Raw genomic sequence first — 22,964 nt, forward strand, 5'->3', positions numbered from 1 at the left:
TAGAGCCACGCGGCTTACGCTGGCCACTTTTGTGCAAACGACAGGAGCATTGATGAGCGCCCCAACCTACAAGGTCTTGAACCCGGCTACCGGTGAAGTTGTCGAGGAGTTCGACGCAGCAACCGACGAGCAAGTCGAGCAGGCATTGGCTGCAGCGCAGACCGCCTACGAATCATGGCAGGACGTCGACATCAACGAACGCGCCAAGATTGTCTCCAAGGTCGGAGCGCTCTTCGCCGAGCGCGCTGCCGAGCTCGGCAAGATCATGACCACCGAGATGGGCAAGCCACTGTCCGAGGCCGTGGGTGAGGCAGAATTCTGCCAGGAGATCTTCGAGTACTTCGCCACCGAGGGCCCTGCATTGGCTGCGGACCAGGAGATCAAGTCCTTCTCCGGCGGCAAGGCCATCGTGCAGAAGCGCCCGGTGGGCCCATTGCTGGGCATCATGCCGTGGAACTTCCCGCTGTACCAAGTGGCCCGCTTCGCGGCGCCTAACCTGATGCTGGGCAACACCATCATCTTGAAGCATGCAGAGTCCTGCCCGCGCTCGGCTCTGGCCATCCAGGAAATCATGGATGAGGCCGGCGTGCCTGCAGGCGTTTACAACAACCTGTTCGCCACCCACGATCAGATCTCGACCATCATCGCTGATCCCCGCATCCAGGGCGTTTCGCTGACCGGTTCGGAACGCGCGGGCGCTATCATCGGCGAGCAGGCAGGCCGGAACCTGAAGAAGGCAGTGCTGGAGCTGGGCGGATCGGATCCATTCGTCGTGCTCGACTCCGACGACGTCGCCGGCATTGCCGAGACTGCGTGGGGCTTCCGCATCGACAATACCGGACAGGCTTGCAACTCGAACAAGCGCATGATCGTCATGGAGGACATCTTCGATGATTTCGTTGCCGAGCTGACCCAGCGTGCGTCGGGCTTGAAGGCCGGCGACCCGATGAAGGAAGAGGAAGGCACGTTCGCCCCGATGTCCTCGCGCAAGGCCGCCGAGGATCTGCACGCACAGGTGCAGGATGCGGTCTCCAAGGGCGCGACCCTGCATGCCGGCGGCGTGCTGCACGACGGCCCTTCCGCGTACTACTCCCCTGCGGTGCTGAGCGGCGTCACCAAGGACATGCGTGCCTACTACGAGGAGCTGTTCGGCCCGGTAGCCGTGGTCTACAAGGTATCCAGCGACGAGGAAGCCACCGAGCTGGCTAACGACACCATCTACGGCCTGGGCGGTTCGGTGCACTCCACCGACGTCGAGCGCGCCTCCAAGGTGGCGCAGAAGCTGCAGTCCGGCATGACCAACGTGAACGCAGCCAGCGCTGAGGGTGCAGAAATGCCATTCGGCGGCGTGAAGCGTTCAGGCTTCGGCCGCGAACTTGGCCCGCTGGGCATGGACGAGTTCGTGAACAAGCGCCTGTTCTACGTAGGCGAATAATCCGCCAAGCGCAGCGAGGGGCTGTTTCCTGATTATTCAGGAGACAGCCCCTCGGTTTTACCGGGTACTAGACGCTGACTTTTTCGTGCAGCTCTTCATTCCGTTTATCGCCCACAACCGTCTTCATTTCTGGAGCGGCCACATCGGCAGGCGCATCCTTGGCTGCCTTCTTGAACCAATTCGCTAAGCGGCTCCAGGTGACGTCACGGATGAAGATGGCATCTACGCCAACCATTGCCAAAGAGAACCACGGAAGGCCCATCAAGATGGCAATACCAATATGGAACGAAACCATCGCGAACAGCACAGGTATTCGTGTCCACCGGAATAGCAGTGCCCCTGGGAAGCTGACTTGCAGAATGATGGATCCAATACTCGCAATGGCCACAGACCATCCCATAGTGGTTATCAGTTCGCTGATTTCGGGCCACGGTCCAAAGCGCATGGTGTGCAGCGGACCATAGACAGCCGTTCCTTCCTGCCACGGTTCACCGGTGGACTTGAACAAGGCACCCGAAACATAAATCATGAATACCTGGCAGGCCAAGGCGATAATGGCCAGGTTATGCCAAAGAGCGGTCAACGGGGCAGGCAATACATGGGCACCATTCCACAGCTTTTGGAACACGTTGCCGCTGAAGTCGGCATTTCGTCCACGACGGCGTGCATCAAGCGACCATCGAGCCGAATGATCAGTGAACATCATCAGGAACATGGCAATGCGCATCGCGTTGTCCCCCTGGTCGCTGCCAAAGAACGGGGTTTCAATGAACCCGATCCATAGCCACAAGAATATTGGAAGCAAGATACGTGCGCGGTAGCCAATTATGAGCGTTACGGCCAATACCATCATCATTAGGAAGAAGATGGTCACCGAGGTATCGTTCTTCGCGATCGAGAAGAAGAAGTCAAAAAAGCCGCTTTTGCCGAATGAGCTGATTGGTTCTTCAAGTTGCCCGGACCAAGCGGCACCGCTTCCATAGGTGTAGAGACGGGTGTTGAAATTAGTCAGCAGCAAGCCTAATGCAGCTAACCCGAACAGGATACGAGCCACAGCGATGCCGTAGAGAGCGCGTTTCTGGTCATACAGCCAGCCCTCTACGGTAGCAACTACGTTCTTGCAAACATTGAGGAAGTACGGTGGACCCTCACGCCAGAATGCGGACCATATGCGAGCAATCGCGGTCAAAACCTTCGAAGCTATATTCATTTACCTGCATTCACCCCTTCCAACGAGTTGAAGACCTTGGCAAAGTTTTCTTGGCTTTGACCATCCATTACCGTCATTCCACGCCAACCTGATTCGATGGTGACAGGCTTTGGCCGTTTCGCATTTTCATCATTCCTCTGCGAAAAAGGAATGACTCCTTGGCGACCCGCCCTGAACTGGATTCTAGTTATCTCTTCATCGCCCCAGACCGCCTTTGCAACTTGAGTGGCGTAGGCACTTGCCTGCTTTTCTGCGACCAGGAAATCAGCCGTTCTATTTTTCGAATTGCTCGAGTTCTTCGTAATTTGGCTATTGAGGCGGTTAGTCATGCGTTGAGTCCAGTCATCACCTTTGAAGTAACTGAGCTCGACTGATTCTTGCTGATTGTCGTTTAGTTTTCGCCATGAATTCTGGTAAACGCTTGAGAGCCGGTCTCCCGCTAGCGCGGCCCTCGGCGGGAAAAGATTGTGATGGATCATGTTCATTTCGCGCTTCACAGGATCAATCCATGCCGTGGTGCGTTCTTCGCCTGCATCATCCACGATGCTGGCACGAACTTCGAAGGAATAGTCGCCATCGACCGGTTTCGGAGCAAATACCGACCAGCTTTGTCCAAACATGGGCATCATGTAGTTGCGCAACGCATTGTCTGGAACTATTTTACGAATCTCATTTGCGGGAGCCACCCAGAGGAACGTCGCAAAAATATGCCAAGCAGTGAGCAAGACACAGACGAATCCAACTAGCCGAAGCCATAACGGATATTTCCTACTCTTGGCGGTGCCAGAAGATACCGTCATTTCCCATTCCTGTCCGTTCGGGAATCCGATTTTCGCTCGTAGAATGGATCGTCATTCTACGAGCAGCCAATCTTCAATTTTATTTCTTATTTAGGGTTTTGCACCCAACATATTAAGCACAGAATAGACGATAAGCCGGGCTGACCCATGCGGTCAGCCCGGCTTGCCGAATTTATTACAAGATCAAGCTACTAGGCACGCTTGCGACGAGCAATCATGATGCCCGCACCAGCCAGCGCCAGCAGTACTGCTGCACCGCCTGCCAGGAGAACACCCGATGCGCCGGTATCAGCCAGCTTGTCATCGTTCTTGCCATCGTTCTGACCGTTGGAGCTGGAGTCTTCGTCAGATCCATTCGATGCAGAATCGCCCGCGGATGCTGCGTCAGCTTCAGCGTTAGCGGTCGCGTCAGCGTCAGCGTCAGCATCAGCAGTCGCATCGGCAGTAGCGTCAGCCTCTGCGTCGGCAGTAGCGTCAGCGGTCGCGTCAGCCTCTGCGTCGGCAGTAGCGTCAGCGGTCGCGTCAGCCTCTGCGTCGGCAGTAGCGTCAGCCTCTGCGTCGGCAGTAGCGTCAGCGGTCGAATCAGCAGTTGCATCGGCAGTAGCATCAGCGGTCGAATCAGCAGTTGCATCGGCAGTAGCATCAGCGGTCGAATCAGCAGTTGCATCGGCAGTAGCATCAGCGGTCGAATCAGCAGTTGCATCGGCAGTAGCATCAGCGGTCGAATCAGCAGTTGCATCGGCAGTAGCATCAGCGGTCGAATCAGCAGTTGCATCGGCAGTAGCATCAGCGGTCGAATCAGCAGTTGCATCGGCAGTAGCATCAGCGGTCGAATCAGCAGTTGCATCGGCAGTAGCATCAGCGGTCGAATCAGCAGTTGCATCGGCAGTAGCATCAGCGGTCGAATCAGCAGTTGCATCGGCAGTAGCATCAGCGGTCGAATCAGCAGTTGCATCGGCAGTAGCATCAGCGGTCGAATCAGCAGTTGCATCGGCAGTAGCATCAGCGGTCGAATCAGCAGTTGCATCGGCAGTAGCATCAGCGGTCGAATCAGCAGTTGCATCGGCAGTAGCATCAGCGGTCGAATCAGCAGTTGCATCGGCAGTAGCATCAGCGGTCGAATCAGCAGTTGCATCGGCAGTAGCATCAGCGGTCGAATCAGCAGTTGCATCGGCAGTAGCATCAGCGGTCGAATCAGCAGTTGCATCGGCAGTAGCATCAGCGGTCGAATCAGCAGTTGCATCGGCAGTAGCATCAGCGGTCGAATCAGCAGTTGCATCGGCAGTAGCATCAGCGGTCGAATCAGCAGTTGCATCGGCAGTAGCATCAGCGGTCGAATCAGCAGTTGCATCGGCAGTAGCATCAGCGGTCGAATCAGCAGTTGCATCGGCAGTAGCATCAGCGGTCGAATCAGCAGTTGCATCGGCAGTAGCATCAGCGGTCGAATCAGCAGTTGCATCGGCAGTAGCATCAGCGGTCGAATCAGCAGTAGCATCAGCGGTCGAATCAGCAGTAGCATCAGCGGTCGAATCAGCAGTAGCGTCAGCGGTCGAATCAGCAGTTGAGTCTACGCCCGTTTCAGCAGGATCAACCGTAATGGTTACTTGATCTTCGGAGGATCCGTCCGTTGCGGTGATGGTGTGTTGCCCCTCAGGGACGGCTGGGAACGTAGTGGTCCAGTTACCGTTTTCGTCAGTCGTAACGGTGACAGTGCTTCCACCATCGAGGCTAACTTCGATATCGGTGTTGGGTTCGCCGGTACCAATTACTACGACATCGTCACCATCAGTGAAGGAGTCGGTCGGTACGGGGCTGGTGATAACGACATCAGCGTACTCAGCAGCAGCACGAACTGCCGAGGTACCCAGATCAACGCCAACTGCAAGCGCCGCAGCATCAGGCAAAACGTCAATTGCCAAAGCCGTAACGTAGTTCAGCTCACCCTCGGGAGCTGGGGCGACAGTCTGCGCAGCGGCAGAAGTTGCTGCAAGGTTGTTTACTTCCGAGCTTGCAATCGTGCCCTGCTCGTTGATGGTGATTTCCAGAACACCTTCAAGCAGTGGCTCGATCGCTCCGTCAATCAATGGCGCGACCACGTTGGCAACCGCTCCATTCAAGGCTGCAGGAAGACCATCAACCACAGCGGTGACTTCCGTCAGAGTCGAATCCAAAATGGCGAATACCGAATCGGTAACGGCATTGAGAACTGCGGTCAGATCTAGAGTCCCAGCGAGGAGTGACAGATTGTTGTCTACGATGAACGCGTCGCTATTGCCATTGAGCAGGTCAGCAAGCGAACCGCTGATATTGATGCCACCGTCTACGACATCCCCTAGCAGTGCAACGTTAGCGTTTACGTCCGCCGTCAGGGTGAATGTCGCAGCTGCGAGAGCATCATTAACGGCAGTGGTCAGGTTGGTGACGACTTCGTCAAGCAGTCCGGTCAGCTCAGTGCTGATCTGCTGCGCGATTGCGTCATCCAGCAACTTGGTGTTGGCTGGCTGGTCGTTCAGTCCGCCTTCGACCACCTTGGAAAGGTCAATATTGACAGTCCCGGCACCTAAGTTCACCGAAACCAAACCCGATTCCGAGACCAATTCTTCGGACAACACTCCGTTTGCGATTCCAACGACGTCATCCAGTCCATTGATGGTCAGCTGGGAATTGGACAGGCCAACCTGAGCAACGAGTACATTGAGGTTGATGCCGTTGAGGGCAGCAACGAGATCGGATACCGTCCCGCCTTCGCCAACCAGGCCATCCAATGCGGTACCGAGTGCGGTCGTGGTAGAAGTTAGGGTCCCGTTGAGCTCGGTGAGCAGTGGGCTATGCAGGTCTACAGTCGCCGAAGCAATCTGGTACTCGTGCGTTGGATCCGCACCATCGGTGCGCTCAGTCGTGGAGCCTAGTGCACCCAGCTGCAGTTGAGCCTCGTCGAGAACTGCTTCGGTCAAGCCGTCGGCGCCGATCTGGCTGAACAGCTTGGTTAGATCGACGGTTGCTAGTTCGCCTGTATTCTGGTCAACAGCCAATGCACCGTCGGCACCCAGCACGCCTGCCGAAGCCTTGGCATGGGTTGGGGTATCAGCGATCGCGTAGGAGGACAGTGCGCCGGCCTGACCGAGGTCAAGGAGGCCGGTTCCATCTTCGCTGATTACTGGAAGGTTGATGGTCGGAAGCGTCAGATCCAGCGCTCCGTTAAGCGCCGCAACGTTCAATGGGTTTGCCTGGGCTTCAGGCGAGCTCGGGTTGGCCGAGAATGAGTAGCCGGCGTCAGCTACTTCTAGCCCGAGTCCGTCGACATTGATGACCTGGCCGAATGCTTCTGAATGATCCTCAGGAGCTGCATATGCTGCGGTTACGGTCGGAGCCACGAACAGGCTCGCGACGACTGCGCCAGCGAGCACCGGACGGGCCGCCTTGAGCTTCGCGCCCTTAGCTGGTGGCAAATTATCTGCTTGCACCACTATCCTCCAAAAGTTGGTTGTGATCTAGGGAACTCCAAAGAGCTCCGTATTTGACCCTATGTTGGATGAACCTCGGCTCACAGGTTTCTTTCAGCCATTTCTTTGCATACTCAGGTCAAACTTCTTAGCCAGACGGCCAAAATCAATGACCAGCAGGTAATACTGACTAGTAATTTAAGTTCATGCCATTAGAGTAAATAATCTACTTTCGGATTCTGACCTGAAAATTTACCTGAACAGGAAAGTAACAATGTGACAATAGCCTTGTAATGCTACCTGTCAAGCTAACGAATTAGGCCAGTTGACCATAGACTGTGAAACACCTGCTAGCTCGCCGCACACGTGGATGTGTTGAAAAGGCTTGGCAAGGATAACTGTGGGTTTTAAGCACTGAGGATTCTTGTATGTCGCATATCCGTATTCATCTGGCTGATAGTGACCATTTCTCACGGGCCGGGATTGCTGGCGTCTTAGCCGAGGCCAGCGACATGGTGATCGAGCATGTTTCGGATTGCATGTCAGCGGCTGTTGAAGCGGCGAGCGAGTTGAAGCCAGATGTTGTCATTATGGAATCATCGCTGAACGGGACTGACCTGCTCAGCTCGATCCGGGAAATCGCCGAACAGACACCAACTACCAAGATTGTCGTGCTCGCTACCCGATACCGTCGCGACGAGATCACACAGGCCTACGATGCAGGCAGTTCGGCGCTGCTTTCGAAAAGTTCCATCAGTTCGGAATTGCCCAGTGCCTTGCGGATGCTAATCGCCGGGTACCAGCTGTTTGCCCAACCCGAAGATGGCTGGGAGCCGACAACGAGTATTGTCCGCCGAGCAACGCAGCAAACTGCCGTACGCAAACTCAGTGAACGTGATCGCAGCCTTACACGCTTGGTCGCGGCTGGCCTTACGAATTCGCAGATCGCACGCATCGCGCACATCTCCGAAGGATCCGTTAAACTCCACTTGGCACGCATCATGGAGGAACTGGACGTGACCAATAGGGTGCAGCTTGCGGTCATTGCTACGGAATGCGGTCTAGTTACTTCAGCAGAACTGCAAATCGTCTAGCGAAAGGGCACGGCCGTTAGTACACCGTGCGTAGTTGGCTGGCGGGGATCCACATTTCTTCGCCGTCACGGTCGATCCGCCGCCACGCGCCCTGTCGGGCCACAATGACAACCGCAGTATCTGCAGGCAGGATTCGCGCCAACGAATAGTGATCGCCAGGACCGCGACGCGCGTTCAAGCCAATGGTGGTCAGCGCACGCTGGTTGGGAACGGCAATCAATCCGCCTTTGGCTGGACGCGATGGAATCTCCTGCAAGTACATGCTGGGAACCCAGCCGAGCAATTTGCCGCACTGCACTTGGGACCATAGTCCCTGCTGAAGCATCGACCGGACCTTGGAACCCTGGTCAATGACCTTGAGTACTGGATAACCTGTGCCGCTGCCCTTGCGCAGATTCAAAGTAGCTGTCGTCACATGGGTGGCTTCGATCAATGAATAACGTGAAAGAACCGGCTCGGCCAGTTCGTCGTCGTCTTCTGCAACTGCCGGCTCGTCGAATACCGCTGGAATCGGTTCAAGATAGATATTCGGCAGCCAGCCATACGTATGGTGCACAAGAACGTGCGCCCACGAGCCTTTGACCTCGATCAGCACCAGCTCGGTGCCTTGCTCCAGATGGCTTTGCACTACATAGTGGCGGCCGGCGCCCTTGCGCAGCTTGAGCGAGGCAGTCGTCCGGTGGGTATTGGCAACGGACGACGTCCGCGCCGACTGATGTGGAAAGACCACCTGGTTCACGACCACCTCAACTGAAAAACTTAGGGAAGCAACCACCGGTTGCTTCCCTAAGTTTATTCCATATTTAGAAGATGCGTGCTTCGCAGCCTCTTAGGATGCGGAAGAGCGCGAACCGAGTTCTGCGTCCAGTCGCAGCAGGCCGCTACCGTCGTTGCCGATCATCTTGACGCGGTCCAGGATTTCACTAACGGTGGCTTCCTCTTCCACCTGCTCGTCGATGAACCAGTGCAGCAGCGGCATGGAGTCGATGTCTCCCTCGGTCTGTGCCAAGCGGTACAGCTCGCGGATTGCTTCGGAGACCTTCTGCTCGTGCGCCAACGAGGCAGCGAACGCGTCGGCAACACTGTTCACGTTGACGGTCGGTGCAGGCTGCTCGCCAATCTTCGGGTGGGCCGAACGGTCGGTCATGTGGGTCATGAACTTTTCCGCGTGCACGATTTCCTCGCCAGCCTGGGCGCGGAACCAGCCAGCAATGCCTGGGAGGCTCAAAACGTCCATTTCAACTGCCAGCTGACGGTAAACCGTGGCTGCGGTTAGTTCGAGAGTTACCTGGGTGCTGAAGGCTTCTGCCAGTTTTCCTGTAAGTTCCATGCCTCCAGAATAACCCTGCACAAGGGCCTTGTCACCGAAGTTTGGACTCACTTAGTCCAACCTGAATTAGGGAATCATCCCAAGTTGGGATCAAGTTAACATAGCCGATACTAACCTAGGTTAGGTCAACCGAACCGCTCGCAATCTACTTGCCCAACCCTGCCCGACGCAGTGCCTCAGCCATCGCGGTGTTGCCCGGCGCAGCAGGTTTGCCCTGGGCGGAACGGGCATTGCGATTCTGCCCATTCCGATTCTGGCTTGGTCGTGCCGAACCGCCAGCCCCCGGTCCCTTCCGCTCGCGCGGTCCAGAGTTCTTGCCCGCTTCTCCGGCAACGGGCAGTTCATCATCCAGCCGCAGAGTCAGCGAGATGCGCTTGCGCACAACGTCTACGTCCAGCACCTTGACCTTGACAATCTGGCCGGAGCTGACCACCTCGCGAGGATCCGAAATGAACTTGTTGCTCATTGCCGACACGTGAATCAGGCCGTCCTGATGGACACCGAGATCCACGAACGCACCGAAAGCCGCGACGTTGGAGACTGTGCCTTCCATGATCATCCCCGGCTTGACGTCCTTGATGGTCTCCACGCCTTCCTTCAGCGTAGCCGTCACGAACTCACCGCGCGGGTCACGGGCAGGCCGCCGCAGCTCGGCGATCACGTCGCGAATGGTTGGCTCGCCAAACTGCTCAGTGGCGAAGTCCTGCGGGTTCAGCTCCTCAAGCCGGCGGCCCTGGGCCTCGGCGCTGGCCTGCAGGGTCTTGGCCAACGCGTAGGCTTCAGGATGCACCGAGGACGCGTCGAGCTTCTCCTTGCCTCCGGTGATGCGCAGGAATCCCGCGCACTGCTCGAAAGCCTTAGCTCCCAGACGCGGTACCTTCAGCAAATCCTTGCGGGTGGCGAACGGTCCGTTGGCGTTGCGGTGATCCACGATGTTGCGGCTGAGCAGCGGTCCCACGCCGGCCACACGGGCCAGCAGCGACGGAGATGCTGTATTCACATCGACGCCCACGGCATTCACGCAGTCCTCGACCACCGCATCCAGCGCGCGGTCCAGCTTCGAGGCAGTGACATCATGCTGGTATTGGCCCACGCCAATGGACTTCGGATCGATCTTCACCAGCTCGGCCAGCGGGTCCTGCAAGCGGCGGGCAATCGATACCGCGCCACGCAGCGACACATCCATATCCGGCAGTTCCTGGCTGGCCAGTTCCGAGGCCGAGTACACCGAAGCGCCAGCTTCCGAAACGATGACCTTGCTGATGCCCTCGCCGCCCAACGCCTTGATGACTTCAGCCGCCAGTCGGTCCGTTTCACGCCCGGCCGTGCCATTGCCCACCGCAATCAGCGTCGTGCCGTGCTTCTTTGCCAGATTAGCCAGCACTGCGATGGATTCATTCCACTTATTGGCTGGTGCGTGCGGATAGATCGTCGCGGTTTCCACCGACTTGCCGGTCAGGTCCACCACGGCAACCTTCACACCGGTGCGCAGGCCTGGGTCCAAGCCCAGCACGGCCTTGTTGCCAGCCGGCGCAGCCAGCAAGACGTCGCGCAGGTTCGCCGCGAAGATCTTCACCGATTCATCTTCGGCGGCTTCGAACAATCGCGAACGCAGGTCGGATTCGAAACGGGTCAGCAGGCGGGCCTTCCACGCCAACCGCACGGTCTGCGCAATCCATTTGGCGGCAGGTGCATCGCTGGGAACGTTCAGCCCCAGGGACGCGGCAATGGAGTTCTCATAATTGCCGCGGGCGTCGGCCAAAGCCTGTTCATCCCGTGGGTCAGCTTCGGCAAGCTGCAGATTCAGCACCCCTTCACGTTCGCCGCGCAAAAGGGCAAGGACCCGGTGCGAGGGCAAGCGATCAAGATCTGCCACGTAGTCCAGGTAATCGGAGTACTTTCCCTGTCCTTCTGCGGTCGCACCGGCGGCGACGCTGGCACCGATTTTTCCCGTCTTCCACAGGCGTTCGCGCAATTCCCCAGCGAGAACAACGTCTTGGGATACCCGCTCGGTCACGATGGAACGCGCGCCGGACAGCACATCGGCATCGGTGGCAAAACCTGCCTCCGGGTTCAGGTAGCCGGCAGCTGCCTGCACTGGATCCGTCGATGGGTCCGAGAGCAGCAGATCAGCCAGGGGTTCCAGTCCGGCTTCGCGGGCAATCTGCGCTTTGGTGCGGCGCTTTGACTTGAATGGCAGGTAAAGGTCTTCGAGCTCCGCCTTGGTGCTGGCCGCACGAATGGCCTGGGCCAGCTGGTCTGTCAGCTTTCCGGCTTCGGCAATGGCTTCAAGGACAGCCGCTCGGCGGTCCTCCAGCTCGCGCAGGTACCGCAGACGTTCTTCGAGCAAACGCAGCTGGCTATCGCTGAGCATGCCTGTGACTTCCTTGCGGTAGCGGGCAATAAAGGGAACCGTTGATCCGGAGTCCAAGAGCTCGATCGCTGCCTTAATCTGCCATGGTGCCACAGCGGATTCGCTGGAAAGTTCCCTGGCCAGTTGGGCAATGATGTGCTGCCCGGTCGCGCTGTCTTTTGCGGTGTTCTTCTGCTCGCTAGTCACCGATCCATTGTGCATCATGGCATCCGATCTTCTGATGATCGACTCGGTTGGCATTCAGCAGAAACTCAATCTCCGTAGCTATGATTTGTTGTTATGGGGATTGTGAAAGTTCGAAAGTCAGCGGCGCTCATTGCTATTTCAAGCATGGCGCTTTTGAGCAGCGGATGCGCATTTGTCGAGGACACTGCGGCCGATGCAGCCAACCACCTGACTGATGCAGCGTCCAAGGAAATCGTGCGCCAGGCCTGCGCTCCCGTCCAGGACGGCACGATCGACGCAAGCGAACTTCGCGTCCTCTCATCCATAGTGAAATCAGTTCAAGGCGGCGGCCTGCCACAGGAATTGGTTGATGTGCTCCAAGAGCTGGCGAACTCCGGAGACCAGGCACCTGAAGCCCTGCAGCAGCGCCTGGTCGAGATTTGCGACGAAGCGACAATTTCCAACTAGTCGCCGTTGGCCGCACCAAGTATCGGCTGATCTAGACTTTTCTCATGGTCGAAATTCCAACAAGCGGCAAAGTACGTCTCGATGCATGGCTGTGGGCGGTGCGCATCTACAAGACACGTTCGGCTGCGACCACCGCCTGCCGCGCCGGGCACGTCCGCTTGAACGGCGACCCGGTAAAGGCTTCTCAAGCTGTGGTTTCCGGTGATCGCATCCGTGTGCGCAAAGACGGTTTCGACCGCGATCTGGAAGTCAGCGGGCTGATCTCGAAGCGTGTTGGCGCGCCCGTTGCCGCCAAGTGCTACATCGACCACACCCCGCCCCGCGAGCGCCTGATCATTCCCCAGGTACCGATCCGCGAGCGTGGCGCCGGCCGGCCCACCAAGAAAGACCGCCGCGAAATGGACCGCTTGCGGGATTCCTGGCAGGCCCCAGCGCCAGATGCTGATCTGTTCTAGGACAGCTCTATCGCCGGAACGTCGGTGGTGAATCCGAAGATCTGCGCGTAGAAAGCCAGGGAGCTTTCCAACGCCTTGATGATGTTCTCCGACTTCCTGAAACCGTGCTGTTCCCCTTCAAAGAGGATGTAGGCATGGTCGATGCCGCGTTCGGCGAGCGCGTCAGCCACCACCTGCGACTGCGCCGGCGGCACCACCTTGTCTTCATCGCCCTGCAGCAGCAGTACCGGGCAGGAAATCTTGGACACGTGGTTGATTGGCGCGCGCTTTTCATACAGTTCAGCGACTTCCGGGTACGGTCCCACCAGCGAGAACATGTACTGCGATTCGAAGTCGTGGGTGTCCTGCACCAGGCCCACCAGATCCGAGACTCCGTAGCGGCTGATGCCTGCGGTGAAGGCATCCGCGAAGGTCAGTGCGCACAGCACGGTCCACCCGCCAGCGCTGCCGCCTTCGATGCCGATGCGTGCGGGGTCGGCGATACCCTGCGCCACCAGCGCATTGACCACGGCGACAGTATCGGCCACATCGACCACGCCCCAGGCACCGCGCAGGCGGTTGCGGTATTCACGGCCGTAGCCGGTGGAGCCGCCATAGTTCACGTCAACGACGCCGATTCCGCGCGAGGTGTAGTAGGCCACCGTGGCGCTGAGCGTCGGCGAAGCCTGGCTGGTCGGCCCGCCGTGCACGAAGGTGACGAATGGCGGCAATTCGCCCTCCATTCCTGCATAGCCTTCCTGGGATGGCCGGTAGAGCAAGGCATGGACGGATTGTCCCGCGAGGTTCTTGCACTCGAATTCCTCGACGTCTGGAAGCATCGCTGGGTCCGGCAGCTGGGCGATCGCACGGGTCACCGCGTGATGCTCCAAGGTGTCGAGGTTGATCAAGGTAATCTCTTCGCCCTGGGTCATCGATGACGTGCCGGCGAGCAGCCAGCCCTCACGCACAGCGAAGGGGCGGATGCGGGTAAACGGCAGGTCGAAGTCCTCCAGTCCACCGGTATCCGCGTGCAGACGTGCCAGTCTGGTGGTGCCGGTGCCGTAGGAGCAGAGCATGGTGCGGGCGCTTTCTGCCAGGTACCACCCGGTACCTACCTGCCAGAGCGGGCCAGCGAATTCTGCGGGACGGTCAACCAGCCGGGTGATGCGCGCCGAGCTGTCCTGGTAGAGGTAAGGGTTCCACCAGCCGCTGGCATCGGAGATGAAGGCCAACTGGTCATCATCAAGCCACTCTGGCTGCATGACCGAGATATCTGCTCCACCAGCAATGACAGTGTCCTTGAGTTCGCCTTCGCCAGCGAAATCGGCCAGGTGCAGTTCGGTGGAGTCCCACGGCATATTCGGGTGTTCCCAGCTGATCCAGGACAACCGCGTTCCAGCTGGATTCATCCGAGGCGCTGCGACAAATCGTGCCGGGGCGCTGAGCAGGCGGATCTTGTCCAGGTCCTCGGCGGCGCTGCCGTCCAGCGGGATTTGCACGATATGGCGTACCGGTTCTGCTCGCAGGTCTTCCATGATGGCCAGGATGGAATCTTCCGGGCCTTCGGTGAATTCTGCGAATCTCAGCTGCGGATCTGCGCCGTTGCCGCTGGCCGGAGTCAGTGCCGTCGGGTTGTGCGTGCCTGCGGCTTGGGAGTACACCCGCTGGTCAGAGAAGTTCACGAAGACAATGGCCGGCGTGCTGCCTTCAATGAGCATCCAGCTGGCGCCGCCGTATTCGTGGACTCGGGAGCGCACGTTGTACGGGGCCTGGATGAGTTCTGCGCCGGGCGTGCCGTCGGTGCCGTATTCCATAAGGGTGATGCGCCCGCCCTCGGCGGGACGGCCTTCTTGGACAATCAGCTTGTCCCCGTAGAAGCAGGCACCGCCCAGTGGCTTGGTTCCTGCTGCAACGTCATGCGCGGAAATCGATGATGGCCAGGATCCAAAGGGCAAGTGCGTAGGCATATTCTTGATCCTAGCGATCTTTGCGATTCATCACGACCCTCGACAAGCATCAATTCGGTGCGCTTGGATTGATCCATGACGAGATATGCAGTTTTCCTGCGTGGTGTGAACGTCGGCGGGGTCAAAGTCCTGATGAAAGACCTGGTCCATCTGCTAGAAGATGCTGGTTTCACCGACGTGAAAACACTATTGGCCAGTGGCAATGCCGTGCTCAGCGCACGCACCGATGACCCGCTGGCCGTCAAGGAAAAATGCGATGCGGTCCTGGCCGAGCACTACCAGCGACCGATTCCCACGATTGTCTGCACCGTCAAGGAGGTCCAGCGGCTGTCCCAGCCTTTCCCGCTGCCCCTGCCTGAACCGGCCAGCGAGCACCACGGGTATTTCACGCTCTGCGAATCAGCTGCGGATGCCCAGGCGTTGGGCGCTGCCATCCAGGACCTGGCTGAGCCCGCAACCCATCTGGTCCAGGACCGTGCCGTGGCATGGATTGTCCGCAAGGGGCAGAGCACCACGAATCCCATCGGGAAGCTCATGGACGCCCAGGCGAAGCACCGGCTGGTGACGACCCGGAACCACAACACCCTTGGCAAGGTCGCAAAGATTCTTGGCTGAGATCTCCGGTGAGCAATAATTGAGCCTTGTCCCCCTGATTGACCTGCAAAAGGCTCCGGAATGTACATCCTGATCGAACTCATTGGCATCTTCTTCTTCGCCGTCGCGGGTTCCTTGATGGCTGCGCGCCGCGGCTTCGACCTGCTCGGCTCGGCCTTCCTGGGCGGAGTCTGCGGCTTGGGCGGCGGAGTGGTGCGGGATTTGATTCTCAATCAATCACCAGCGACGTTCGAGCACCCGGTCTACTTTGTGCCTCCGGTGCTCGCTGCCCTTTGCGTTTATGCATTTACCCCCGCGGTGCAGAAGCTGCACCGGCTGGTCCAGCTGTTCGATGCGGCAGGGCTGGGCTTGTTTTGCATTACGGGGACGCTCAAGGCCCTGGAAAACGACTTCAATCCGGTCACCGCGGTCCTGCTCGGTGTCATCACCAGCGTGGGCGGCGGCTTGATGCGCGATGTCATCTCCAATGTGACCCCGGATTTGTTCAACCCGCGCGACATCTATGCGCTGGCCGCAATGGTGGGTGCGGCGCTTACCGCCGTGGCATGGCATCTGGGTGTGATGAACGTTCCCGTCGGTGCGGGCATTGCCGCCTTGGCGTTTGCTATCCGCGTCGCGTCCATCCGCTTCAGCTGGTCGGTGCCGTTGGCCGCGGGCCATTGGCATCGATCCCATCCCGCGACTGGGAGCAACGATGGCCCCCAGCGCCACTACTAGTCGATGCGCTCGAGCTTGCCCAGCTCTTCGGTGCCTGGCGAATCGTCTTCGATGGTGCGCGGAGGGTTGATGATGATCGCACCGATCAGCATCACCACGACGCAGCCGCCCAGCATGGAGAATGCGGCTCCCCACGAATCGGTGGCCTTCTGCACCACGCCGAAGAACATCGGAACCACCGCAGCGCCTGCATAGCCCAGGCCCTGGGCGAAACCGGAGAGCACCCCCGAGCCGTAGGTGGTGCGCGAGCGCAGATTCATCATCAGCAAGGCGACGGCAAAGGTGCCCTGCCCGAGCCCGGCCAGGCAGATCCACAGCGCCGTGTTCTGCGTTGGCGACAGGTAGATGCCCAGGTGCCCGGAGATCCAGCAGGCGGTGAAGACTAGCACTGCAATGATCGGGTGCTTCAGGCGGGGCACCCAGAGCGGGACCAGGAGGCTGACCGGCAGGCCGAGGATCGCGAAGAGCGCGAGCATGTTGCCGGCAGCCAGTTCCTCCAGGCCGCGGTCCTGCAGGTACGGCGGAAGCCAGGTGAAGTAGACGTAGGTCTGTGCCGAGTTTCCGGCCAGGAAAATCGCCAGGCCCCATGCCACCTTGGACTTCCAGGGGTTGATCTTGGCGATCGGCTGCGGAAGCCCGGTGGGGTGCACCGGATTATCCGGGCGTTGCGTCCCGCGGTCGGCGAAAAGCTGCACCAGCCAGGGCACCAGGACGATGCCCGACAGGGCGGCCCAGGAGCCGATGGAGACCTTCCAGTCGCTGAGGTTGGCCAGCGGGACAGAGAACTGCGGGGCCATCCAGGTGCCGACGGCCAGCATCGTGACATAGCCGCTGGTGACCATGCCGATGCGGTCCGGGAAGTACTTCTTGACCAATGGCGGCAGCACCACGTTGCCCATGCCGTAGCCGGCCAAGGTGATGATCGACAGGGCGAGGAAGGAGTAGACCTCGGGCATGAAGACCCGGGCGACCTGGCCGATGACTGCCAATGCCAGCGAGATCATCAGGGTTTTTTCCAGACCGAACGCCTTGATCAGCCGCGGGGTGAGCAACCCGAAGACCGCGAACGCAATGGGTGCGAGCATGGCCAGCAGGCCGGTGGTGAACTCCGTGAATTCGATGTCCGACTCAATGCGGGAGAGCAGTGGGGATACGGAGACCACTGCGGCGCGGAGCGAGAGCGCCAGCAGCAGGATGCCAAGCAGCGCTCCAACTCGTCCTCTGATTGGAGAAGCAACGCTCTGGTTCTTCATTGTTTTCTACCTGCTCGCTATTCGTTGAGGTTTCCCAACTTTTTTATTTTCGAAACCAACTCTAGTAAGCGATCGAGCTCACCATCAAAATTGCGCTCGTACCAAGTCCCGGGCAGGGCCAGGTTTGCGTAGAGCCCCTCGCCGGCAAGCATCACCAGATGCGCGATGTCCTTGCTGCCGACTTCATCCAGAATGCACCGGTACCACCGCTCATTGGTGCTCTCGATTTTCTCCGTCGCCGCCTTGACCCCGGCCTGGGCCAGGCGCTGCAGGGCCACCAGATGCCGGTCCAGTTCGGTATCGACTTCCGCGCTGGTGCGCACGTAATAAACCGACGCGCCCTCCGCCGCGGTGCGCATCGACTCTGCATCCCGGGCAACATGCTCCTCCGCGGCTTCGATGACTGCGTCGGCCAAGGCTTCCTTGGAGGCGAAGTGGTACAGCAGCCCTCCCTTGGAGACTCCAGCGCGTGCGGCCGTGGCGTCCAGCGTGGCAGCCCGCTCCCCTTCTTCGCACAATAGTGCGATGTAGGCGTCAAGCACTTTGCCGCGGGCAGCGGGTGGGCGAGCCATAGTTCTCCTTTTCCAGGGCATAGTTCGTGATCGATCTGACTTTACCAACAATTGTAACTATACCGTCTAGACGGTACAGTTATTAATTGCGGCAGAGAACCGCGCATTCCACTTCCTACCCAAGGGCGAACGTCATGACCTCGAATATCTCCGAACGCGCACTCATGCTCAGCAAGCCGCGCCGTTGGGCGGCGCTGGTTGTCCTGCTGTTCCCCGTCCTGCTGATTTCCGTCGACAACACCGTGCTTTCCTTCGCGGTGCCGGCAATCACCGAAGCGCTGTCCCCAACCGGAAACCAGCTGCTGTGGATCATCGACATCTACCCGCTGATCCTGGCCGGATTGCTGGTGCCGATGGGTTCGCTGGGCGACCGCATCGGCCGGCGCAAGCTGCTGCTGATCGGCGCTACCGGCTTCGCGCTGGTCTCGGCACTGGCCGCCTTCGCCACGGACGCCACACAGCTGGTCGCAGCCCGCGCCCTGCTGGGCATCTTCGGCGCCATGCTGATGCCGGCCACACTGTCGCTGATCCGAAACATCTTCCCGGATGATGTTGAACGCCGCACCGCCATTGCGGTCTGGGCGGCTGCATTCTCCGGCGGCGCAGTGCTGGGCCCAATTGTCGGCGGCGTGCTGCTGGAGCACTTCTGGTGGGGCTCGGTATTCCTGATGGCCGTGCCAATGCTGCTTCCCCTGCTGATCGGCGGCATGATCCTTGTTCCCGAATCCAAGGACCCGAACCCTGGCCGTGTGGATCCATTCTCGATCCTGCTGGTCGTCTTCACCCTGCTGCCTTTCGTTTACGCGATCAAGATCGCGGTCAGCGCGCCGTGGTACTTCTCAGCAGCGGCCATCGTCCTCGCCATTGTGTGCGGCGTTGCTTTCGTGCGCCGCCAGCTCAAGTTCCAGCAGCCGATGCTCGATGTCCGCCTATTCAGCAACGCGCTGTTCTCGGGCGCGCTGATGGTCAACCTGATCGGCATCTTCTCGCTGGTGGGCTTCATCTACTTCGTCTCCCAGCATCTGCAGCTCATTGCAGGGTTCTCCCCGCTCCAGGCCGGGCTCTGGATGACACCCGGCCTGGTGCTGACCATGGGCTTCGGATTGCTCTCGGTGGCACTGTCCCGCCGTTTCGGCACGCCGAATGTCATGGCCATTGGCCTGATCCTCTCCGCGGTCGCCTACCTCATGGTGATCATGGCAGGAGAAGGCTCCAACACCTTCTTGCTGCTGGCCGCATTCGCTGTCCTGGGCACGGGCATCGGCATGACCGAGACCTTGTCCAATGACATGGTGCTCGCCGCGGTTCCAGCCTCCAAGGCCGGCGCGGCCTCGGCCATCTCGGAAACCGCCTACGAGGTGGGATCGGTGCTGGGTGTCGCGGTACTGGGAACCATCTTGAATACCGTCTACACCTCTCGGCTGCTGGCTCCAGGCTCGCTCACCGACACCCAGGCGCAGCTGGCAGGTGAGACATTGGGTGGTGCACATCAGGTGGCCGCTTCGCTGCAGCCTGCCGACGCGCAAGCCCTGCTGGACGCCGCCGCGCTGGCCTTCGACCACGGCGTGGTGCTCACCTCAGGCATTGCCGCCGTCTTGTCGCTGATCGCGGCCGCAGTGGTGTTCCGCGTTATCAAACCGGCATTTCGATGAACTCGGCGAACCAGTTACCCAAATTTTTGATTAATTGGTTCAAAGTTGTTCATTTGTCGCCAGCAAACACGTAGGCTAGGCAATGTAGTTCCAAAGTAATTCGCGAAGTACCCGTTAGAAGTTTGTGAATGTCTTACCACCTCGGTTGACGCGAGCCCCTTCTAGACGTGAAGTGAATGACTTGGCTGCTTCGCATCATTCGTTATCCTTCCCGGATGCCGAACGGTGCGTAGATTACAACCAAGCTCGCCAGCTGAACGGCGAGAAACGTCTGAAAGGACCAAATAAGAATATGGCAACCGGAATCGTCAAGTGGTTCAACGCTGAAAAGGGCTTCGGCTTCATCGCTCCAGACAGCGGCGATCCAGACGTCTTCGCACATTTCTCCGCAATCCAGACCCAGGGCTTCCGCACCCTGGACGAGGGCCAGAAGGTGGAGTTCGAAGTCGTTGAGGGTCCAAAGGGTCTGCAGGCTGCAGACATTCGCGCTCTCTAAAGCAGGGCTTTGGCACTTACGCCAGACTTAGCCCAGGAAACGGCTATCCGCACAGCGGGTAGCCGTTTCCTGCGTCTGCGGCAGTAATTGCAGGAATACTTCCTAGCCGTCGGCGGTTGTACCGGATGTGAAGCTTTCTATTCTGGATCTGGCACCGGTTGCACCCGGGTCAACGATTTCCGATTCTTTCAAGTCCTCCGTCCGCCTGGCGCAAACCGCAGAAGGCCATGGGTATGAACGCGTCTGGTACGCGGAACATCACAATATGCCCACCATCGCTTCCAGCGCGACCTCGCTGCTGATCAGCCACATTGCCCACCACACCGAAACCATCCGGCTGGGCTCGGGTGGCATCATGCTGCCAAACCACTCCCCGCTGGTGATCGCCGAGCAGTTCGGCACGCTGGCCGAAATCTACGGCGACCGCATCGACTTGGGCTTGGGCCGCGCCCCGGGCACCGACATGACCACCTTGCGCGCCTTGCGCCGTGATCCTTCGGCTGCAGATTCCTTCCCGCATGACGTGCTGGAACTGCAGGCTTACCTGGCTGGCGATTCCCGGGTTCCCACCGTGGCGGCAACCCCGGGTGCAGGGACCAACGTCCCGCTGTACATTTTGGGTTCTTCGCTCTTCGGCGCAAAGCTCGCTGCCCAGCTCGGTCTGCCATATTCCTTCGCTTCGCATTTCGCACCTGCGGCGCTGCATGAGGCAATCCGCATCTACCGCGAGGAATTCACCCCATCAGAGCAGCTAGCTGAACCGTATGTCATTGCCGGCGTAGGCGTCCTGGCTGCGGAAACTGCCGAGCGCGCGCATGAACTGCTGGAAGTTGCCCAGCGCCATCGGGTCGCCAGCTTCATCGGCCGCTCGGCGAAGAAGGAGTTCACCGACGCGGAGATCGATATGCTCATGGATACTCCGCAGGCGCAGCAGATCCTGGACATGATGCGCTACACGGCAGTGGGCACCGGGGAGCAGGTAGCTGAGTACTTGCGCCACTTCGCTTCGGCAGCGCAGGCGGATGAGCTTATCACCATCCATTACCCCACCGAGGAGCAGGCCCGGCTGGATTCGGTGATGATTACCGCCGAGGCCTGCCAGCTGGCTATTGCCCAGTAATTCCGATCGAGCGCTTTGCTGCCATCACCAGCAGCGCAATCAGGGCGAGGGTCAAGCAGAGCTCGACGCCAATATGGGCATAGTGCCATAGTGATCCGCCATCGGAGTTTCCAGCAAGTACCGCATCGGTACGCGCGGAAAGTCCAGGGCGGATCGCTGCGGTTTTAAGCAGCAGCATCAGTCCGACCAGTCCTACGCCCCAACTCCATGCCTTGCCGGCACCATGCTTGAGCGAACCGGCCAGCAGGGCGATGAAGAACAGGATCTCGACCATGTTCATGGCGAAAAAGACCCGGCGGCCAATGCCCAAACCCAAGGGAATGGTAATCCCGGGTGCGGTGAATTTAAGTGGCGCCTCGATGAATGAGATGCCGATAATCAGCCCGAGCCACAGTGCAGGAATGTAGATTCGTGCGGCCACAGCCCACTTGGCGCCCGTGGAGGGGGTCTGCAGAGAGCTAGTCATGCTTCCACAGTACGCCGGATCCTAGCGTGCTCGGCGCAGTCCCATCCATGCCCATAGCGTGAGCGCAGCGGCCACCGCGGAGCAGAAGAGGGAGAAGACCAAGATGCTTTGCTGCTGCCCGAAGGCTCCCACGGCCCAGCCCAGCGCGATGACCGGAACAGCGCTGCCCAGGTAGGTCACCAGGTAGATGGTGGACACCGTCTGGGCGTGCTGCTGGTCGCTGACCGCATCAACAGCGGAGGCGAATGCGGTGCGGAAAGCAATGCCCTGGCCCAGGCCAAGGAGCACCAAGGCAGCGATCGCCCAGGCCAGCTGGCGATGCTCGGCGGCCACCGCCAACCCTGCGGTGGAGGTTGCCATCAGCCCCAGTCCAATCGGCAGGAGCCTCTTCCCGCCACGCACCACCAGCTGCGACAGGGCGGAGATGCCCAAGGGCAGGCCGGCGATCAGGCCAATGGCCAACAGCGACTCCAAGCCAAAGGCACCGGCAAAATAGCCCGGGGCCAACGACAACACGAACCCGAAGATGGCAAAGCTCAAGAAGCCGACCAGGGCAGCGAGCCAGAATTGCTCCCGCGCCGAGCTGGGGATGCCCAAGCCGCGTGGGGCCAGTGCTTTGCTCCGCTGACCTCGTTCGGCCAGTGCGATTGCGGGACGTGCCTGCAGGGTGCTCAAGGGAATCAAGACCAGCAGCAGCAAGAATGCCTGCACCACGAACACTGTGTGGCGTCCACCGGGCAGATCCGCTAGCGCGCCGCCGAGAACCGGACCGAAGGCGACACCTCCAGAAGATGCCAGCAACGTGAAGCGCGAGGCCCACTCTGGCCGGGATGGAAGCAGCTCGCGAAGCGCTGCTGCGCTGGCGCCGGTAGCCAAGGCGACCCCGGTGCCCTGCAGACCACGGCCAAGGCACAGTTCCAGCAGATTGCTGGCCGAAGCGAACACGAGCGTACCGGCGATCGAGACGACGACTGCTACCACCAGAGCTGCACGGCGGCCGATATGATCCGACCAGTGCCCCACCGTGGAAAGGAAGACCATCAGCGAACAGACATAGCTTGCGAAGGCCACTGTGGTTCCCATGGCGCCCAGGTGCAATTCGGCCTGCAGCGCCGGGTATAACGGTGTGGCCAGGTTGGCCCCGACCAGCAGCAGGAAGCTGACTGCCACGGTGATCACCAGCCGGGCGGTGAGCCCCGGGTTCCAGGAGATGACGCGATGGTTCATGGGCTGCATGCGCAGCTCGCTGATGACCGACAAATTCACTCCCAGAATCAAAGTAGCCACTACCAATTGGGCAAGAAAGGTGCCCTGAAGAGTTTTTACCGGTGAGGCCACTCGCTGCCCCACCGG

General features: G+C 59.4%; 20 protein-coding genes. 9 read left to right on the forward strand and 11 right to left on the reverse strand.

What is annotated here, in order from left to right; translation table 11 throughout:
* The first annotated feature begins 52 nt into the window (after window positions 1-52).
* On the forward strand, window positions 53-1,435 hold the full coding sequence (locus tag ATK23_RS09920; RefSeq protein ID WP_038993725.1) for an NAD-dependent succinate-semialdehyde dehydrogenase: 1,383 nt from the start codon (window positions 53-55) through the stop codon (window positions 1,433-1,435).
* A gap of 67 nt (window positions 1,436-1,502) precedes the next feature.
* Here the strand turns inward: ATK23_RS09920 and ATK23_RS09925 are convergent, their stop codons facing one another.
* The 3 genes from ATK23_RS09925 to ATK23_RS16465 form a co-directional block, all read right to left on the reverse strand.
* Complete coding sequence (locus ATK23_RS09925) at window positions 1,503-2,645, reverse strand: HTTM domain-containing protein (RefSeq protein WP_066141325.1); 1,143 nt, start codon at window positions 2,643-2,645, stop codon at window positions 1,503-1,505.
* Window positions 2,642-3,445: a DUF5819 family protein gene (locus ATK23_RS09930; protein ID WP_066141328.1), complete on the reverse strand. Its 804-nt coding sequence runs from the start codon at window positions 3,443-3,445 to the stop codon at window positions 2,642-2,644. Before ATK23_RS09930 ends, ATK23_RS09925 begins: the two co-directional genes overlap by 4 nt.
* A gap of 191 nt (window positions 3,446-3,636) precedes the next feature.
* Window positions 3,637-6,909 carry a choice-of-anchor G family protein gene (locus ATK23_RS16465; protein ID WP_170041002.1) on the reverse strand — a complete coding sequence of 1,091 codons (3,273 nt, stop codon included), beginning with the start codon at window positions 6,907-6,909 and terminating at the stop codon, window positions 3,637-3,639.
* A 407-nt stretch (window positions 6,910-7,316) separates the two neighbouring features.
* Between ATK23_RS16465 and ATK23_RS09940 the strand changes: the two genes are divergently transcribed.
* Window positions 7,317-7,982, forward strand: coding sequence for a response regulator transcription factor (locus tag ATK23_RS09940; RefSeq protein WP_066144687.1), 666 nt, complete (start codon window positions 7,317-7,319; stop codon window positions 7,980-7,982).
* A gap of 16 nt (window positions 7,983-7,998) precedes the next feature.
* Here the strand turns inward: ATK23_RS09940 and ATK23_RS09945 are convergent, their stop codons facing one another.
* From ATK23_RS09945 to ATK23_RS09955, 3 genes are all read right to left on the reverse strand, one after another.
* Window positions 7,999-8,721 (reverse strand): SH3 domain-containing protein, encoded by a 723-nt coding sequence (locus ATK23_RS09945; RefSeq protein ID WP_157066444.1) that lies wholly within the window; start codon window positions 8,719-8,721, stop codon window positions 7,999-8,001.
* A gap of 90 nt (window positions 8,722-8,811) precedes the next feature.
* The gene (locus ATK23_RS09950; protein ID WP_038991642.1) at window positions 8,812-9,312 is read right to left on the reverse strand and encodes a ferritin; all 501 of its coding nucleotides are present in this window, start codon (window positions 9,310-9,312) and stop codon (window positions 8,812-8,814) included.
* A gap of 145 nt (window positions 9,313-9,457) precedes the next feature.
* The gene (locus ATK23_RS09955) at window positions 9,458-11,890 is read right to left on the reverse strand and encodes a Tex family protein (RefSeq protein WP_066144775.1); all 2,433 of its coding nucleotides are present in this window, start codon (window positions 11,888-11,890) and stop codon (window positions 9,458-9,460) included.
* Window positions 11,891-12,016: 126 nt separating this feature from the next.
* On the opposite strand from ATK23_RS09955, the gene ATK23_RS09960 reads away from it, so the two are divergent.
* Window positions 12,017-12,319: a hypothetical protein gene (locus ATK23_RS09960; protein WP_245858362.1), complete on the forward strand. Its 303-nt coding sequence runs from the start codon at window positions 12,017-12,019 to the stop codon at window positions 12,317-12,319.
* Window positions 12,320-12,363: 44 nt separating this feature from the next.
* On the forward strand, window positions 12,364-12,774 hold the full coding sequence (locus ATK23_RS09965) for an Hsp15 family ribosome-associated heat shock protein (RefSeq protein WP_038991637.1): 411 nt from the start codon (window positions 12,364-12,366) through the stop codon (window positions 12,772-12,774).
* On the opposite strand, the gene ATK23_RS09970 is transcribed toward ATK23_RS09965, so the two are convergent.
* Window positions 12,771-14,720: a S9 family peptidase gene (locus tag ATK23_RS09970; RefSeq protein ID WP_066144696.1), complete on the reverse strand. Its 1,950-nt coding sequence runs from the start codon at window positions 14,718-14,720 to the stop codon at window positions 12,771-12,773. The two genes, ATK23_RS09965 and ATK23_RS09970, sit on opposite strands and share 4 nt — an antisense overlap.
* Before the next feature lie 75 nt (window positions 14,721-14,795).
* On the opposite strand from ATK23_RS09970, the gene ATK23_RS09975 reads away from it, so the two are divergent.
* Both ATK23_RS09975 and ATK23_RS09980 read left to right on the forward strand, forming a co-directional pair.
* A complete protein-coding gene (locus ATK23_RS09975) occupies window positions 14,796-15,335 on the forward strand; it encodes a DUF1697 domain-containing protein (RefSeq protein ID WP_083515729.1) in 540 nt (179 codons plus the stop codon).
* 60 nt (window positions 15,336-15,395) lie between these two features.
* Window positions 15,396-16,052 (forward strand): trimeric intracellular cation channel family protein, encoded by a 657-nt coding sequence (locus tag ATK23_RS09980; protein ID WP_066144701.1) that lies wholly within the window; start codon window positions 15,396-15,398, stop codon window positions 16,050-16,052.
* Here the strand turns inward: ATK23_RS09980 and ATK23_RS09985 are convergent.
* Together ATK23_RS09985 and ATK23_RS09990 are read right to left on the reverse strand one after the other, a co-directional pair.
* Window positions 16,049-17,305 carry an MFS transporter gene (locus tag ATK23_RS09985; RefSeq protein ID WP_066144704.1) on the reverse strand — a complete coding sequence of 419 codons (1,257 nt, stop codon included), beginning with the start codon at window positions 17,303-17,305 and terminating at the stop codon, window positions 16,049-16,051. The two genes, ATK23_RS09980 and ATK23_RS09985, sit on opposite strands and share 4 nt — an antisense overlap.
* A gap of 17 nt (window positions 17,306-17,322) precedes the next feature.
* Window positions 17,323-17,877 (reverse strand): TetR/AcrR family transcriptional regulator, encoded by a 555-nt coding sequence (locus tag ATK23_RS09990; RefSeq protein WP_038991629.1) that lies wholly within the window; start codon window positions 17,875-17,877, stop codon window positions 17,323-17,325.
* 134 nt (window positions 17,878-18,011) lie between these two features.
* Here ATK23_RS09990 and ATK23_RS09995 point away from each other — a divergent pair, with 134 nt between their 5' ends.
* From ATK23_RS09995 to ATK23_RS10005, 3 genes are all read left to right on the forward strand, one after another.
* On the forward strand, window positions 18,012-19,529 hold the full coding sequence (locus ATK23_RS09995) for an MFS transporter (protein ID WP_066144707.1): 1,518 nt from the start codon (window positions 18,012-18,014) through the stop codon (window positions 19,527-19,529).
* 292 nt (window positions 19,530-19,821) lie between these two features.
* Window positions 19,822-20,025: a cold-shock protein gene (locus tag ATK23_RS10000; RefSeq protein ID WP_013349999.1), complete on the forward strand. Its 204-nt coding sequence runs from the start codon at window positions 19,822-19,824 to the stop codon at window positions 20,023-20,025.
* Between the two features lie 127 nt (window positions 20,026-20,152).
* Window positions 20,153-21,145: an LLM class flavin-dependent oxidoreductase gene (locus ATK23_RS10005; protein ID WP_066144709.1), complete on the forward strand. Its 993-nt coding sequence runs from the start codon at window positions 20,153-20,155 to the stop codon at window positions 21,143-21,145.
* Here the strand turns inward: ATK23_RS10005 and ATK23_RS10010 are convergent.
* Window positions 21,132-21,611, reverse strand: coding sequence for a hypothetical protein (locus ATK23_RS10010; protein WP_066144712.1), 480 nt, complete (start codon window positions 21,609-21,611; stop codon window positions 21,132-21,134). The two genes, ATK23_RS10005 and ATK23_RS10010, sit on opposite strands and share 14 nt — an antisense overlap.
* 21 nt (window positions 21,612-21,632) lie before the next feature.
* Window positions 21,633-22,898, reverse strand: coding sequence for an MFS transporter (locus tag ATK23_RS10015; protein WP_322787556.1), 1,266 nt, complete (start codon window positions 22,896-22,898; stop codon window positions 21,633-21,635).
* Window positions 22,899-22,964 lie beyond the last annotated feature (66 nt).

This window comes from Glutamicibacter nicotianae, from assembly GCF_002797775.1.
In the GTDB taxonomy this organism is placed as follows: Bacteria; Actinomycetota; Actinomycetes; order Actinomycetales; family Micrococcaceae; genus Glutamicibacter; species Glutamicibacter nicotianae.